Origin of the sequence: Anaerococcus urinomassiliensis, assembly GCF_900128425.1 — a bacterium.
GTDB lineage: Bacteria > Bacillota > Clostridia > Tissierellales > Peptoniphilaceae > Anaerococcus > Anaerococcus urinomassiliensis.
In genome coordinates this window covers 1,236,134-1,254,500 of sequence record NZ_LT635782.1, presented here as the reverse complement: position 1 = coordinate 1,254,500, position 18,367 = coordinate 1,236,134, and the positions used below count along the sequence as shown (strand labels likewise).

Genomic DNA, 18,367 nt, shown 5'->3' with positions numbered 1-18,367 from the left:
AGCGAACCATGGCAGATTATTCTCTAGACAACTTGATGAAAGATGGCGGCAAGACTAGTGATATTACCCTAGACAAAAATGAAATTGCAGAGGTTACCGAAAAAATAGTCCAAAAGATTAGTCCAGAAGACAGGCAAAAAATTGACCAAATTAAGAATCAAATAGACCTTAGAAATTCTGGACTTCCATCCATATACGGAACCAATGCCCAAAAAGGCATAGCTAAATTCTCTGATGAAATCCTATCAGAAGTAAGATCCAAAGACACTGGTGAGGTTGGGGACTTAATGCGCGACCTGCTTGTAAAAGTAAATGATGCTGACATCCAAAACTTTGGTGAGAAATCTTTTCTAGACAAATTTTTTGGTGGACCCAAAAAACAAGTTGAAAAATACTTGGCTAAATACCAAAATATGGAAACACAAATTGACAAGATATCTGCCAAGCTTGAATCAGCACGTATGGGTCTGCTTAAAGATATTGGTGTGTTTGACAAACTATATGAAGAAAATATAGCCTATTTTAAGGACCTAGAAAGATACATCATAGCAGGCGAAGAAGCCATAGAAGAGATGAGAAGTGAGACTTTGCCAGCCCTATATAAGGAAGCTGAATCTTCTGATGAACCTATGGCAATGCAAGTCGTTCGTGATTTTGAAGATAATGTCAACCGTTTTGAAAAGCGTATATTTGACCTTAAGACATCAAAGGCAGTGGCCTTGCAAACAGCTCCACAAATCAAGCTCATCCAAAACAACGACCAGCTTTTAGCTGACAAAATCACTGATTCAATCAATAACACAATCCCATTATGGAAAAGTCAGGTTGTCATAGCCTTAGGACTCAATCGCCAACAAGAAATTGTTGAGATGCAAAGGGAAGTATCTGATACAACAAATGAGCTTTTGCGTAGAAACTCTGAAAATTTGAGAAATTCCACAGTAGAAATCCAAAAAGAAGCCCAGAGATCCACCATAGATGTTGAAACCATTAAGGAAGTCAACCAGAATCTTATCGCTACCATAGAAGAATCGATGCAAATCCAAGAAGATGCCAAAAACCAAAGAAAAGAGGCAGAAAAAGAACTCATTATGGTCCAGGAAGAACTACGTAATGAATTAGCCAAGACATTATCTCCTCAAAGCAGGGGAGAATAAGAAAATGATTGCAATATAGTCTAGCTTTGTGGTACTATATAGTCAATATGGAGGATTCATGAAAAACACAGGAAAAAGATTAAGAAAATACACAGCCATAGCATTGGCCCTGTCAATAGTAAGCCCAGTGGCTGCTTTTGCAAGTGAACAAGACCAAGCTGATATTATACTTACAGAAACAAAGTTAGAAACTAATCCTTACCAAAAATCTCTAACAATGAGCCTATCAGAAGATGGCAAGAAAATTTCCTATGATATTGATATCAATAAAGACCAAGCAAAAGGAAATCTAATCGCTTATATATACCAACTAGGCCAAAGCAATATTGAAAACTTGAGCCTAGAAGGTCAAAATATAGACACGGAATTAGGCAAGGCTATCAAAGTAGACTTAAAAGAAAAAAGTACACTAAAAATAACAGCTGACATCAAAGAAGGGAAAACTGAAGATCTTTCTTTTGATTTAGTACTTGTGGATGACAATGACTATAAAGATCACACACATGTTGACGCAAAACTAGTAAAAAATGCTGACAAATTTGAAGTAGAAGAAGTAAAGAAAGACTCAAAAAGCCTAGGACTATCAGGTCAATATGCCGACCCAGAAACTATAAGCTGGGCGGACAGTCTTGTAAATAACACTAATGAGCCGGTAAAAACTGACTATATCCTAAATGTTAGCTCCAACCAAGACCTTGAAAATCAAAAATTAACACTAGATTTTTATCATCTTACAAGCGAGGGTTACAAGCTAGAAGAATCAAATTCTTATGACCTAGGCTCTATCAAAGACTTAGAAATAGCTCCTCATAGCCTTGTAAAGTTATCATTTAAAACAAAGGCCTTACCAAGCGATGAAGTTTACCAAATAAATGATGCTATTGTCACAAATAATAAGACAAACACACATGAATTATTGGAAACTGACAAGACAAAAGAAGATCAAGCAAAAGATTATACAGAAAAGCTAAATGATACAAGTAGGGAAATTAAAACTACTCTGGTATCAAACGAAAAAACTCAAGATTCTTTAGAAACTAACAGAACAGAAGAAAAACAAGAAGTAAAGCTTGGCGAAGTCAAAACAATAACAGTTGATGATAACAAGGCTAAAACAAAAGAAGTCCAAGCCCAAGAAATGACTCAACAAATCAATTCCATAAGCGGACAAATTAGCCAAATCTTGCAAGAAAATGAAGCTCAATTGCCAGCTACAATAATGAATGAGTCAAAGAGTGAAGAAAAATCAGAAAGTTCAAAAGAATTAACAGCCATTGAACTAACAAATAAACTTGAAAGAATCAAGGTAGAAATAGAAGAAACCCTAAAACAAGTTATAACAGCTGACCAATACAATAAGCTCATAACAACAAAGACTGAACCTACAAAAGAAGAAGAGGCTCAAAGCTTAATAAAAACTCTAAATGATCAAACAAATCAAATACTAGAAGTCCTAAGACAAGTAGAACTTGGCCAAGAAGCAAACTATCTAGACCAACACCCAGAAGAATTGGCAAAAATCGACAAACTCTTGGAAGATGTAGAAAAATTTGACGAAAACACAAAAAAAACAGTAAAAGAAAACCAAGAGAAAAATAAGGACTATATAAGCCCACACTTTGTAATAGTAAAGGAAGATTTCTCCAAAGAAGTTTATAAAAAACTAGAAAATGTTGTAACTGTAACTCTAGATCCTCTAGAAAGAAAGCAAACAACAATGACAAAAGAAGAAATCAAAGGAGAATACCCATCCATAGCTTACTACCTAGAAAACCTAGAACTAAGAAGTGACTTGCTAGATAGTCTAAAATAAGATGAATAATACAAATAACGCCTGAGGGCGTTATTTTTGTGTGAAAAAGATTTGTCACCAAAGCTCATACTGACAATAGGAGGAGTATTAAGGAATAACATAGGTAAAAGTATCCCTTCTCTGACACTGTCATCCTAGAGGGAACGAATGTGACCGAAGGATCTCACAAAACCCACAACCCACTCCAGTCATCCTAGAGGCTGAAAGCCGAAGGATCCCACATATGATCAATCCAGTGGGATGTTTAGCATCCGCTCAATCAGATTTTGACAAATGTCCTCCACTAGCCGGACAGGCTTGTCATTTAAACAATCTGATATCTGACCTACCATCCATTTTTTTCAAAAATGGGGTTAGATCATTAAACATGACGGTGGGTTGGCACGTAGGTCAAATGTCTCGAACTCCAAATCTATATGATTTGGCTAACGAAGCTGACCGAGAAAGGAGCGTAAGCGACTGAAGGATCCCACAAAGTACCAATCACCATAAGATGTTTCGCATACGCTCAACATGACAGTGGAAATAGATGGAGAGTGGTATATAGGGAAAATGTACTACGCCCTCTGTCATCCTGAGGCTAAAAGCCGAAGGATCTCACAAATACACCATTATCCTTAAGATTGTTAGCTAAAAACGAAAGATGGTATTAACGTTTTATAATCATATCAATAATAAAGTAATATAAACGGGTAATTATAGATAAAGTAGCAAGGAGGAATTTATGAAAATATACTATACATACATACTAACCAACAAGTACAACAAATCACTTTATATAGGAGTAACAGGAAACATTGTGAATAGACTGTTTGAACACAAAAAACATCTTTTGCGTGGATATACAGATAAATATAATTGCACGAAATTAGTCTATTATGAGGAATTTGCTGATTCAAATGAAGCTATAAAGAGAGAAAAAACATTAAAATCCAAACTAAGATCTAAGAAAATAGCCTTAATTGAATCAACCAACCCTAATTGGGAAGACCTAAGCAAAGATTGGGGCATACCAATATTAAGTCCTAAAGAAAGGCAAATATATAAAGAAAACTTACAAGAACATAACAGAAAAATGGATGCAATAATTATTTAGCAAGTGACCCACAATAGATGTGGTGTATTTTAACCAACCTATACTATCAACAAAACCAACAGAAGCCAGCATCCTTGTCATCCTGAGGCTGTAAGCCGAAGGATCCCACAAAGTACCAATCACCATAAGATGTTTCGCATACGCTCAACATGACAGTGGAAATAGATGGAGAGTGGTATATAGAGAAAATGTACTACGCCCTCTGTCATCCTGAGGCTGAAAGCCGAAGTAGCCCATAACCCTACAGTCCCCCGCTTGTCATCCTCGAGGGAGCGTAAGCGACCGAAGGATCCTACAAATTATATTAAAAACAAAACAGATTTTTATTTATTTGCAAAAATAAAAGATCCTTCGCTTTCTCTAAGCATCCAACTAATACTCTGTTACCAACGATTCCAGTATAACTTATAAAATCTCAGAGATTCCCTTATCATTACCTTTTTATATCTATAACAACAAGCATTTTTAAATATTTTCAATATATTGGGAAATTTACTGCTATATTGGAGAAATGATTTTTGGGAAATGTTTATATTTCAACACTTCTACTACTTTATGAAATTCGAGTATTTTCCTACACTATATATACAAAATTACATTAATCTGATATAATGGTGCTAACAAAGGGCTAAAGTTAGCCCTATTTGGGATTCTTAATTTTAGAAGATAATAAAATTAATGGAAAAATATACGGGAGATAAATTAATGAGAAGGAATGTTAAAAACTTTTTGATAAAGGCTTTTTCTATGTGTTTGGCTTTTATCTTAGTATTTCCAACTAACCTATTTGCTATGGGCTTGGATAATACGAAAACGAGAAAATACAAGGCTTCAGCTAGTATTATGGGACTAGCTCAGACTGATACTACAGGTCAAAATGACGAAGAAGTCAAAGACCAAACTCTATTAGAAACGGAAATTACAAAAAAGGAAACAGACAAGTATCTAATAGAAAAATATGCAAGATTATCCAAAACTACTGGACAAATTGAATACTTGATCAAGGTCCATCTAAAGGATAAGGATGAAGAATCCAATGACAAGGTCACTACAAGTTTTGCTATTAGCAAAAACACTGACCTAGAAGACTTGAAATTAGAAAATGTAAGTCAAATACATAGTGATAATTCGCAAGTGGAAATCAAATATCAAGAACAGAGACCATCTATCCTATATAACAACGATGCCTTTGAGACTCTAGGAGTCACAACAGACAAGGCGGATTTGGTCTATTACCTAAGCGCAAAATTATCAGAAGAATCACTAGCTAAGATAGATGACAAAACTCCTAGCATGGACCTTGAGATAAACATAGCAGAAGCAGGTGCTAATTTATATCAAGATAGGTATGCCCTAAGCATAGACAAAATGGAAGTGGTAGGCGTAGGTGCAGAAGATATTATCGAGACTCTAAAAGAAAAAGAAAATCCAACCCATCAAGTTAATGCTATATATAAAGAAGGAAGTTCAAATCTACTAGGAGAAAATCCAGGAGAGATTACTTGGACTGATTTTATCCACACAGAAGATGACAAAGAATTCACAACTGACATCAAGCTTGATGAGGCTCAAGATGCCACAGACTCACAAATTAAAGTCGAATTCTACCAAGCTAATGAAAAAGGTTATTCATTAAAAGAAGACTTTACAAAAGAAATTCCATTTACTGAAAGTCTCAAACTTCAAATTCCACTGGGTTACATTGCCAAAGTAGAACTAAGAACAAAAGTTACAGAAAATAAAAAAGAATACTCTCTAAATCAAACCAAAATTCCAAACCCTATATATAAAGAAGAAAAGACAGAAGAAAAATCAGAAGAGGACGATGCAGATCCTCTGCCAGAAGAAAATCCAAAAACAGAAGAATCAAAGGGTACTAGTGAAGAGAAAATCATACCAATAGACCCAGAAACAAACGAAGCTGTAATTGATCATTCTCTAGTTAGTGAAGACGACACAGATGAAACAAAATCTGCCATAAACCTCAACAGAGATAGCGTCATCAACAATTTCAAAAATAATGAAAAGCTAAATACAGTCGTTGAAATCACAATCAATAACATTAGCTCTCTTTTCAGCGCTTACAATAATGATGAGATGACGTACGAAGAATTCCTAGCAAATCTCAAAACACAAGCAAAAGACCTATCAAAAGAAGACTTTGCAGAAATAGTACAAGGACTCATAGCAGGACTCAACCAAGAGACCTACAAGGTAGCAAATATTGACGAAGACCAATTACTAGCAGAAGTCTATGAAAAAGAAGAAGCGGAAGAACAAGTAACAGAAGAAGACCCTGTGACAGAAACAAAAGAAGCTGACAGGAAAGAAACTACAAATGCTGAAAATGACAATGTAGAAACAGAAACAACAGAAGACTTCAGAACTCCTGAAGACAAAATCAAAGACAATGCCCTAGAAAGCTTCGATGAAAGCCTAAACCAAGCCAAAGAAGCAAGCAAAAAACCACAAGAAGACGATAGATCTCTAATAGATAATATTTCAGAAGGCATCAAGGGCATCTTTGGCCAATCAAACCTAGCCAAGGCAGACAAAGAATTAAAGGCTGCCCTAGCTGATGAAGCAAATACCCTAGCAGATATCCAAGCCTTACTTCACGAGCTTGGCAGCAAGTATGAGCTAAATAGAAAAGACGAAGCCAAACTAATGGCAGATAACGAAGAAGCCATCAAGGCCCTTATAGCAAGAGATGCTGATGAGAACTTCAACCCCTGGTTGCTATATGCCCTAAGTGATAGTAACAAGGCTGAACTAGAAAAGAAAAAATATAATGTCATAACTAGATTTGACACATCAACAGTAGCTGGACCAATAAAGGCTGGACAATTTTTCAATATCCACCTAGATAATCAGCTAAGAGTAAAAGACCCATCTACTTTAAAACCAATAGTATACAATGGGAATGTAATAGCTGAACCATCATACGATGCTAAAACAAATACAATTAAATATAGTATAAAAAATGATATTACAGAAAATATCCAAGTACCCCTAGATATACCAGTGGACTACAATACTGCTAATATAGACCTAGATGAAGATGGTAACTTCACAGTGACCAATAGAATATCAGGTCTGGGTGTAACAGATCCAAAAAACCTACCAGCCCAAAAGGTAAGCAAGAATGGTGACAAACTAGGCCTAGACCCTAGCAGCATGAGTGATGCTGACCTTCATGACACAACATTCTTCTTTGACCCAACCTCAACCTATAAGGTAAACTTTGATGCTAAGTCATATCCAGTTATAGAAAATGGCGAAATGAAAGCTATAGATTGGGAGATTACCTTCGATGGTAATGGACAAAATCTAAATGATCCAGCACTTGACCTAATGACCAACTTCACAGCGGTAGAAGGATCTGGAATAAAAAATATTTCAGGTATTAAATTAAATGGTCAGTCCATCACTCCAAATACAGATTCAATGGGAAGTCAATTTTTAGTTAATGACTCCAAAACTGTTTCGCCAAATCAAAGTAAAAGTAGATATGTATACACCTTTAGAACGGAAGTAGAAGAAAAACAAGAAAACTATGTACTAGATATATCAGGCGTATTAACAGGCGTATTAAATGGTAAAAACAAAACTGGATCAGTAAGACTAGTTCAAGGAGGATATGAAAAAGACAAGGTAGAGGCAGACACTCCAACTAGAATAATAACTACTAATAGGGTTACTAATAAGGGAGAATTCCGACCTAATAACCAAATTCGTTGGGTTGTAACTGAAGAGGTATCATCAGGAGACCCAGGTTCTCTACCATTGGTTACTAGAACTCTAAGTGATAACCAAACCTTAGAATCATTAAAAGTATCCTACTATGCGCCAAATGCAAAAACTGGAAAAATAGAAAAAGTTGGGGAAACTCAAGATATAAAAAATTCTTATCCAGTAAATGAAGGGTCACTAGCTAATACTACCCATAAACCAGGAACTATTGCAGTATATGAATATATAACAAACATCAAAGAAAAAGATAAGAATGGCTACTCCCTAGGAGATAACAATATATCTGAATATGAAGATGTAGATGTAAATATTAAATGGTCAACTATACAAGGAGAATATCCTCCAGCTGAAACCATAACCCTTACACCAAAATCTGAAAATGGCGAAGTAGCTACATTAGAAGTCCCAGCAAGAAAAGCTGGAGATCCATATGAATTTAATGTAAAAGTTCCAAATGTCAAAAAATGGGAAGTAGGAGCTGATGGAAAGGCAACACCAATAGAGTACACCCTAAGCCAAAAATTCCCACCTGATAAAACAGAAAATGGCAAGACAATAACTTATAGAGAAGTAAATGTCTTCTACGACCCACATGAGAGAAGATTTGAAGTTAGAAATCAAATCTTAGAAAAAACTCAAAATAAACCAGCTGATATCACTATCAAAAAGACAGGTAATGATGGAAAAGCTCTATCAGGAGCTAGAATTCAAATGGTTGGTAATGATAAAACTTTTGAAGGTGTGACTGACGCTGATGGTAAGATAGTATTTAAAAATATCGAACCAGGTAAATATATCCTATCAGAAGCCCAAGCGCCAACAGGATATGTAAGAGATAATGGTCAAGATACAATAACTGTCCATGAAGATGGAAGAGTATCATGGAATACTAATAACCTTATAGAAAATGTTATGGTTGCTGGCTCAAATGAGGGGCAGGTTGACAGATATAAAAGTAAAGTTGTAAAAAAAGAAGCCCCTGATAATCAAACAGATTCTTCATTTATGAACACTATATCCTATGTACAGTATGAAGATGGCAGTGTAGTTTCATATATTATGTTAAAGCCAATTGCTAATCCTGCAGGGACTAACGGTACAAACAAAGATACAAGAGTAGCTATAAGAAGTGAAAATGTAGATATAGATGGTATAGAAATCTATAACATAGAACCTACTGTAAACAAGGGCTTTTTTAGAGATGCCATACAAAGAGGTTATCTAGCCAGCTGGCAAGATTTCCTAGATACAAACCTAAAAATTAACATACCATACAGGGGTGGTACAGAAAATACTACAAATTCAAGTAAGATAAAATCTTACCTAAATGTTAATGACCCATATCTAAACAAAAATGTAGCAGCAGTAGATATTGGACAATCAAGATTTGGTAATGACTGGTCATTTATCATCAAAGTAAATGGTAGAGTGTCAAATAAAGATGCCAAAGCTAAGGTGACTTATGATTGGTTAACAAAAGATAATACCGCTACAAACTGGAAGATAGAAAATATAGAAAATATAATACCTTCCAAGGCCGATAGAGATAAAGAAAGAGAAGATGAAGCAAAGGTAGAAAATGCAGAGCTTAAAATCTCAAACACTAAGGCTAAGACTCATCCAGTAAAGGTTACTAAAAAAGATAAAAATGGAAAAACCTTAGCTGGAGCGGAATTTATAATGACTGACTCATATAGCAATATAGTCAAAAGAGGAAAAACCGACTCTAACGGTGTTATAGAATTTAAAGATCTGCCAGAAGGTATATATGAACTTAAAGAATCTAATCCGCCAGAAGGCTACAAGAATGATGAAATTAGATTTAAAGTTACAGTAACTAAGAGTGGACAGATCCTATATGAGGCCTTTGATAAAAATGGCACCCCTTTAGCACCAGGTGATAAATACCTAGTAGGTAAAAACCAAGGACCTAGTACTGGTGGCCCACCATCAGAATCTAGGATAGAGGTGCTAAAAAAATCCATGACACTTCATGAGAAAGATGGATATGGTACCAAACCAGGAGTTTGGGAAGAAGCATCCTACGAGTCCTATGATTTTGACCTAGAGCTTAATATTAGAAATAAGCGTGGTGGAGATAAGTTCACTATTAACTTTGATAAAAACTGGAACTTAAGTCAGTGGACTGATGAAATGCCAGTTATCAAAGATGGATATGGAAATGTTATAGCGCGTCCTAGCATGGATTATAAAAATAATGTATTGACCTACACATTAACAGATGCTGTATATGGTAAAGATAATGTAAGAGCTAAAATGCATGTAAAGGGTGTTAGACCTTCTAAATACTATGTTAAAAACGATGGAATCTACTACTTTACTGATACTATAAACACTGGTGATTCAGTAGAAACTATTAATACTAGGGTAGATGCTTACCTATGGGTATTTTATGGTACAGCTGGTCAATTAAGATATATAACACAAAACGTAGATACCTATAACGCAGGTACACCTGAAAATCCTCAATATATGATGAGAGATGTAACTATCTATAACCCAGATGGACTTCACCCATCAGGTGATAGAATTATGAGAATATTCTACGGAGCTACCAAAGATCCAAATCCTTCTGTATTAAATGATAAAATAGCTCCTGCTCATAAACCTACCAAGGTAGTAGTATGGAGAGTAGCAAATCCTAATCCAGACAATATGCCTATATCTGGTGGTGTTAGACCATCAGAAGATAAGACAGGAACTTATGAGCATGTCGCTACATTTGATGTTGAAGGTAAGGATAGGCTAAATGAATTTAAAGGAGGCATTAACTTATCCTTTGATGAAAATAGAGCAGGCCCTGGAAAAGCCCCGGACCTTAGATCTATGGATAATGTTCAGTTTAAAATAACACTTCCTGATAATAATGGATCTGGTTATGTAATAGAAAACTTCTATAAAGTAACTAATGAAAAGTTATTTAGAGAATCTTATACACAAACCATAGCTGCATATAAGACAAGATGGGGTAATACTGCAGGTATGGCACAATTTAGGCCAAACCCAAATAGGGCATCATCATCAACTGGTACAAGTGTGGATGTTGTAGAGCCAAACTATGATTTGACAGTATTTAACAAAAAATCTGACAAGGGTAGATTTACTATAACAAAATATGGTAAAGATAATGGTGAGGAAAAAATTCTTCCACAAGCCTACTTTAGACTAGCGGATAGCAATGGCAAGATAGTAAAAGAAGACTACACATCACCATCTGGTTTAGTAACATTTGATGACCTAGACCCAGGCACATATACACTGACTGAGACTAGAGCTCCAGAAGGGTACAAGCCAATTACAAAAGCGATAAATGTTATTGTATCTCCTGAAGGAAAAGTAACATTTGAAGGTGATGGCATTGGAAATGGTGGACCATACACTGTAACTACACCAAAAGCTGGTGAGATAACAGAAGAAAGGTTAGAACAACCAGATATCTTTAACACAAACCCTTATCCAGGCTTTATGAATATGAGTACCAAACTCAAATCAACCGATGGAAATAGTATAATAGGTAGAATTTTCCTAAATCCTAGACAAGATCCAACCCTAGGACAAGGTCCAAATAGACCTACAACCCTAGTTATAAAACATAACTGGGCTACTAACGTAGATGTACAGGTATATAGATATCCTGAGAGCAATAAGGGGTCTATGGATACACCTTATCTAAACCCAACTTATAAGGCATCTGACATTGAGGTTAATAAATCAAACTATGAAACTACAATAAAATTCCCAACTGATAAAGATAAAAGATGGGATGGAGCTGGATATGTAGTAGTAGCTAAGGCAGACTTCAATGATGGAGAGCAAAATAAATATATAAGCTATCAATGGAAATCTGATACAGATAAAACAGTCCTACCAGCTGAGCCAAACAATCTAGGTATCAAAAGAACTGTCCCAGACTTCCCACCGGGAGCATTAAAGGCAGTAAATGAAAAATCTGATACAGAGATTATTATCAAAAAGGTAGATGAGGATAATCCTGATACGCTTATAGCAGGTGCAGAGTTTACACTTCTAAATGATAAACTTAATAAAGTAATTGCTCAAAGAACTACAGGAAAAGATGGCCTAGCCAAATTTGAGGACCTAACACCTGGAACATATTATATAAAAGAAACCAAAGTTCCAAATGGATACAAAGATCCTAACATGAGATGGAAAGTAGTAGTAGATAAGGATAAGAAGGTAACTATAACACCTCAGACAGTAAAAGCTTCTGAGGAGGCTCCTAAGCCAGGAGAAAATGAAAATCCAGAAACACCTGGAGATAATACAGAGCCTGGAAATACAGAGCCAACCAATCCAAAACCTGAAGATCCAATAACTCCACCTGCAGATAATGGACTAACATATAGTATTAAAAATCACGATAAGACTTTAGTATACTATAATGGAAACTTTGCAGGTAGACTAGGTTCAACCCTAAGAGAGACAGCAACTGATGGAGTGTTTGAATTAAGTGTTGACTTTGATAGAGCCTACGGCATAGCAAATCAACCTACAGATTTAAAAATCCTATTTGATACAGATAGGTTTGATATAAGACCAGCTGAGGGTAGCTTAGATGGAAATATCTACACAGTTTCAAACTTTGACCCACACCATTCAAAAGGTAATGCAAGCTACAAATTTACTGTAGTACCAAAGGGTATAAAAGCAGGATTTAATGGATCTCCAATCACATATACTGAGTTTGCAGGTGAACTTGTATATCCAGATCATGCAACCATATCAGCAAGTAAAAAGACAGCATTTAACATGCTAGATATTTTTAAACCAATGACAGCCTATGCAGCAGGAACATGGGAGAAGGTTGACCTAAGTAAATCAAAACAAAGATCTACTAGAGAAACTGCTGATATTAAAACTCAAGTTACTGAAATTAACAAAGCTGAAAACAAATATAGACAAGTATTTATAATAAATAAGACTGGACAATCAATAGGTGGACCTACATTAAACATCCATGCTTGGCCAGAAAATAGGGATATATGGTCTAGTGGACCTAATCCAAACCTAAAAATATTAAAAGCACAAGTAGTAGATAGCACATCTACTCCTACTAACCTAGTAAATCCAGGTAGAACTCTTACTACATCAGTAGCTAATAATAAAGTTAATGGATATAACAGATCTAAGATTACAATAAGTACACCTGGAACATACTTCAGTGGTACTATCGCAGTAGAAGTAGAATATACCTATCCAGATTCTGGAGCAATTGGTCTTGGTGCATACTATGTAAGACTTAATGGTGAGCCTGAGCAATGGGCAGCCCAACAATTTTATAGTGAAGATGAGGTTAATAAAGCACCAGAGGTAACCTATAAGGAAATAGAAGAAGAATCAATAATCCCTATTCCAGCTGAGCCAATCAGAAGAGCAAACCCAGATATGTTTAAGGGTACAGAAAATGTAATCTTTGAAGGTAAAACTGGTAGAAAAGTCAAAGTATATAGACAAAAATACGTAGGTGGTAAACCAGAAGGTGAGAAGGAGTTTGTTAGAGAAAATATAATAACAAATGCACAACCTAAAATTATAGAATATGGTACAAAACCTAAGGTAGTAACTAGAGAAGAGAGCAAAAATGTAGATCAAGAAATAAAATTTGAGACTACAACTATAGTAGACGTCAACAAGAAAAAAGGCGAGAAAACTACAGTAACTGAAGGTAAAAATGGTTCTGTAACCTATAAATACACTATAACCTATGACACTTCAGAAGGTCTAAATGCAACAAGACCAGCAGACTGGCCGGCAGATGCACCACAAGCAAGTCCAAAGACTGGCGAAAGAGTAGTTTCATATACCAAGGAAGAAGTTCCAAATACAAAGGTAGAACCTACTACAGAAGTTATAAGCATAGGACTAGGTATAGACCCTAATGCAGTAGTAGAAAATGGAAAAGAGGAGAAACTAACTCCAGATGGTAAAACTAAACAAATTGTATATACCATCACGAACAAAAAGAATGAAGCTGAAATCTACTTTAGAAAAAAATCAGAGTCTAACAACGCTGATGGTAGTTCACAATACCTAAAGGATGCAGAATTTGAATTATTGTACAAAGCTAATGATCAGTCTGAATTTACTAATGTAAAAGATGCTAATGGCAAGGATATTGTAGCCAGATCAGATGCTAATGGTATTTTCAAATTTACCAACCTAAAAGATGGAACATACCAAGTCAAAGAGACAAAAGCACCTACAGGCTACATCAAGCGAAAAGAGGCAGTATATAACTTTAAGGTAGAAGACTTTAAGATATCAAAAGTCGATGTAAATAAAACTAAAGAGATAAAAGATAATTCAAAATCTAATCCAATAGATATAGTAAACAACAAAGCAACCTACCCATACACTGGTGGAAATGGAGTATCTATAGGTTTTGCAATCATCGGTACAGCAGTGATGCTTCTAGCATTAGCATATTTTGGCATTTACCAAAATGACAAAAATAGAAGAAGATCTGCAAGGTACAAGAAATAAATAGTACAGTTAGTGTTGATAATTTTTCACAAAGTGATATAATGATACTACAGTACACTAGTCGCGCGTAGCAAAGTGCTACTGCTGACTATAAGTTTTGCCCTATTGGAGTACAATAGGGCTTTCTTATTCAATAAATCAGAAACAAGCACTAAGGGGATAATCCCCCTCAAGTGCTTGTTTTTTTATCTTTCCATCAAATCTTTGAGCTTCTTAAGGCTGAGGCTGTGCCTGTTTGCTACAGTTTTGGGAGAAATGTGTAAAATTTCTCCAATTTCCTTATTAGTTAATTTCTCCCAATATTTCAGTCTGATAATTTCCCTATCCTTTTCACTAAGCTTACATATGGCAAGGTAGAGTTCCTTGTAATTTTCAAGAATGTGAACTTCAAAATCATAATCATCTGGGATTGTATCAACTATAGGATTTCCATTCTGGTCGAAATCATCTAGACTTTGGGGGTTTTGTTTCTTCGCCCTGTCCAAATAGTGGTAGCGAAGCTGATTTTTCAAGAAATTCCCAAAAGTCCCCTTGCTTTCGTCATAAGAAGGGATACACTCCATAAGAATCATCCTAGTCTCATCAATATCCTCGTCATAATCATTAGAAGGGAACTTCCTAGCCATTGAAATCAAAAGTGGCATATAGGAATTTACGATTTGCTTTGAATTGTCTATTGTAATTTGCATAATAAAACCTTTCAAAGCGGCCGCTTATTAAAATTGTCGACACAATAATGGTATAAGAAAAAGAAGAAAAAGTTTAATTGTATAAAGGGCAATAAGACGAAAAGAAAAGGGATAAAAGGGAGATGTATCTATAGAATTAAGGAGAAAAAGGAATAAAACAAATTCTTCCACTACCCTATCAAACTGAGGGAGTGAACACGACCGAAGGATTTCTGTATGGAATTGTTTTGTATAAAAGATGTTTCGCATCCGCTCAATCAGATTTTGACAAATGTCCTCCACTAGCCGGACAGGCTTGTCATTTAAACAATCTGATATCTGACCTACCATCCATTTTTTTCAAAAATGGGGTTAGGTCATTAAATATGACAAGTTAGTGAGTGTGATTACAGATGATAGGAAAAGCATGGGTTTGCAAATCCTATGCTAAAATAGTTTTTAAAAAATACTTACTCTCTGCTTAGAAAACAAAGCATATTCCTCCACTATCTGTCATCCTCGAGGGAGCGTAAGCGACCGAAGGATCTTTGCTCTTAACAATCCTTTTTCAATTCTCATTTATTTTCTTAATTATTTGAAAACATTTTTATATTTAATAATTTTGTTCTAACATCCCTAAAATTAGGGCTTTTTTAATTGTATTAATCCGAGCTTTAAGATATAATATAGGTGACTAAGTCTGTTCAGACACAGGAAACAGGAATTATAAAAAATATTAATACAGGAGTAGTTATGAACGGGAAATATAGATCAAAAGTATTGGCCGGTTTGCTAAGCTTATTTATGGTGCTTGGCGTGATTATTTCGCCATTTGCTTTTGCTAAAGGAGAAGATGACCAAGGAAAAATCGAATATGGTAATCTTGATATCGATGTGCCTAGAAAAGGCGATGACGCCAAAGAAGATTCTAAACCTCGTCAGTTCAAATATTTTAAAGTTGATGATAAAATATACACTAATGAAGAACTTGAGGATCTATATAAGAAGATAGATGCTATGAAAATGGTAGATGTCATAGCTAAGTATGGTGAGGGAATCTTGTCTGAAAAATCAAAAGTTAAAACAGGCAATGATGGAGCTTCCTATGATTCTTTTGAGCTTAGGGGCCTTCCTGCAGGTACTTATGTGTTGAAGGAAACAGAAGAATCTGCTTCTAACCACCAATACAAAATGGTTCCTATAGCTTGGTGCTCTCAAGAAGGAGTGACAGAGGTTAGCCATGTTAAGGATAAGGTGAGAGAGGGAGAGGATAATAAACCTCTAATCTTAAATAAAGTTGGTGTTATTGTAGATAAAAAAGGCAACAAAACAGAAGAAAAGCTTTCTGGCGTTGTATTTAACTTAATCAATATAGACAAAGAAAAAAATGATGAAGAAGATTCTATAGTAAAACTTGTTAAAGATAAAGATGGAGTATATTCCTACATAAATGATAGTGAAGATGCTACAACAGATCTAATAACCAATGAAGATGGTCAAATTGTTATCAATAATTTACCAGAGGGAAATTACAAGTTTAAAGAAACTAAAACTGACAAAGATAAGGGCTACAAGATTTTTGAAGGCAAAGAATATTCTGAGGATATAAACTTTGTACCAAGCAATGGTGGAAATATCACCATTACAAATGAAAAAGAAGAAAAGAACACTCTTCACCTCAAAAAAATTGATGGAACCGATCCTGAAAACCCAATCACCCTAGCTGGTGTAGAATTTGAACTTTATCTTGCATCTGGTAATGATCTTTTCCCAGTTGGAGTTGACAAAGATGGCAAATATATAATCTCAGATGGCAAAAACACTGAAGGTAAGGATTTGAATTTCATCTTCAAGACTGATGAAAATGGATCAATAATCCTAACAGATTTGCCAAAACAACCAGCAGGATATAGATATGAGTTTAGAGAAGTGAAAACTCTAGATGATTACGTGCTTGTATCTGATAGAACCTATCCAGCAGAATTTGGCAAGACAATTACTGTCGAAAACTACAAGGATGAATTTATTGAGATTACTCTCACTAAAAAAGACCAATTAACAAACGATTCTCTTGACAAGGTTGGATTTGAATTATATAGAACAAAGATAAACAAAAATAAAGATGGTACTGCTCACAGAGAGAGAGAACTTGTGGGACTTGTTGGAGGTACAGGCAGCTATCAATTTGATAGCAATGCTAGCGAATCAAGCAAAGTTTATAAACTATACACCGATGAAAATGGGGAAATCAAAGTAACAGGTCTTCCTGATGGTGACTACTATTTCAAAGAAAATGAACCATTGAAAGACTATGACTCAGCAGAAAACCGTGGCAAGGAAAATGCTAGACCTTTCTCAAGGAAATTTAGCAAACAAACCCTTACAAACAAACCAAAAGATGTTGTTCCACCAGATGGAAATAGAAAGCAAAAGGGTGGCTACAAATTCATCAAGGTTGATGATTCCAAGGAACAGAACAGACTTGCTAATGCTGTATTTGCCCTATATATAGAAGATGGCAAGGGAGGATACACTCCATACGTTGTAAATGAAAAGGGAGTTTACTCTCCACATGATAAAAATGCCAAAAGAGTAACATTGAAATCTGATTCAAATGGTGAATTCGAAGTGCAAAATCTACCATTTAAAAATTATATGCTACGTGAAACAGCTGCTCCAAATGGATATATCCTTGATGTAAATCCTATTAAGTTTGAGATTACAAAAGATAGCTACGAAAAAGATGCTATTATGATTGTAAATAAAAAGGATACAAAAAAGACTGTTGTTCCACCAACAGTAACACCACCATCAAGGACAAACACTCCAGGAACAACACCACCATCAACAACAGTAAAACCACCAACAACTTACTATGTTCCAGGCAACAAGACAAGAATCCCAAGAGGGCCACTTGTAAAAACAGGGGATATTAGAATAGTAATCCTAGTAGCCCTAGGCCTAGTGATGATAGTAGCTGGAAGTATCATAGTAAAGAAAGATGAAAAAAATCAGAAAATTCAATTAGCTTAGGCTAGAATTTAAGAGAAAATAGAAGGTTTCAAGAAGAAACCTTTTATTTTGCTTTATAAGAGGACTGTTATGGTGATGTGAAAATACAATGATAACCATTTACAATGGTGTCATTCTGAGCGAACGCGAAGAATCTCCAAGGTTAACGGTGCATTACGAGATCCTTCGGCTCAGGGCCTCAGGATGACAGAGTGTGTGCATGAATGTGCATTATTATCAAAACAAAGTGTAGCATTCTGACAAGGTTATTAAGGTATAGAATAAGGAATTCATCAAATTTTATAAACATATTTAATACCACTCACCAGACTGTCATTCTGAG

At 35.4% G+C, this 18,367-nt stretch carries 6 protein-coding genes; 5 read left to right on the top strand and 1 reads right to left on the bottom strand.

The features are described from left to right. Window positions 1-8 precede the first annotated feature (8 nt). From BQ7474_RS06960 to BQ7474_RS06940, 4 genes are all read left to right on the top strand, one after another. Window positions 9-1,157 (top strand): toxic anion resistance protein, encoded by a 1,149-nt coding sequence (locus BQ7474_RS06960; RefSeq protein WP_073998201.1) that lies wholly within the window; start codon window positions 9-11, stop codon window positions 1,155-1,157. 58 nt (window positions 1,158-1,215) lie between these two features. Further along, on the top strand, window positions 1,216-2,970 hold the full coding sequence (locus BQ7474_RS06955; RefSeq protein ID WP_073998200.1) for a hypothetical protein: 1,755 nt from the start codon (window positions 1,216-1,218) through the stop codon (window positions 2,968-2,970). A 724-nt stretch (window positions 2,971-3,694) separates the two neighbouring features. Then, a complete protein-coding gene (locus BQ7474_RS06945) occupies window positions 3,695-4,066 on the top strand; it encodes a GIY-YIG nuclease family protein (RefSeq protein ID WP_073998198.1) in 372 nt (123 codons plus the stop codon). 705 nt (window positions 4,067-4,771) lie between these two features. Next, window positions 4,772-14,344 (top strand): SpaA isopeptide-forming pilin-related protein, encoded by a 9,573-nt coding sequence (locus tag BQ7474_RS06940; RefSeq protein WP_073998197.1) that lies wholly within the window; start codon window positions 4,772-4,774, stop codon window positions 14,342-14,344. A gap of 185 nt (window positions 14,345-14,529) precedes the next feature. Here the strand turns inward: BQ7474_RS06940 and BQ7474_RS06935 are convergent, their stop codons facing one another. Beyond that, window positions 14,530-15,033 carry a sigma-70 family RNA polymerase sigma factor gene (locus BQ7474_RS06935; protein ID WP_073998196.1) on the bottom strand — a complete coding sequence of 168 codons (504 nt, stop codon included), beginning with the start codon at window positions 15,031-15,033 and terminating at the stop codon, window positions 14,530-14,532. Window positions 15,034-15,765: 732 nt separating this feature from the next. Between BQ7474_RS06935 and BQ7474_RS06930 the strand changes: the two genes are divergently transcribed. Next, window positions 15,766-18,045, top strand: coding sequence for an MSCRAMM family protein (locus tag BQ7474_RS06930; RefSeq protein WP_073998195.1), 2,280 nt, complete (start codon window positions 15,766-15,768; stop codon window positions 18,043-18,045). Window positions 18,046-18,367: the final 322 nt, after the last annotated feature.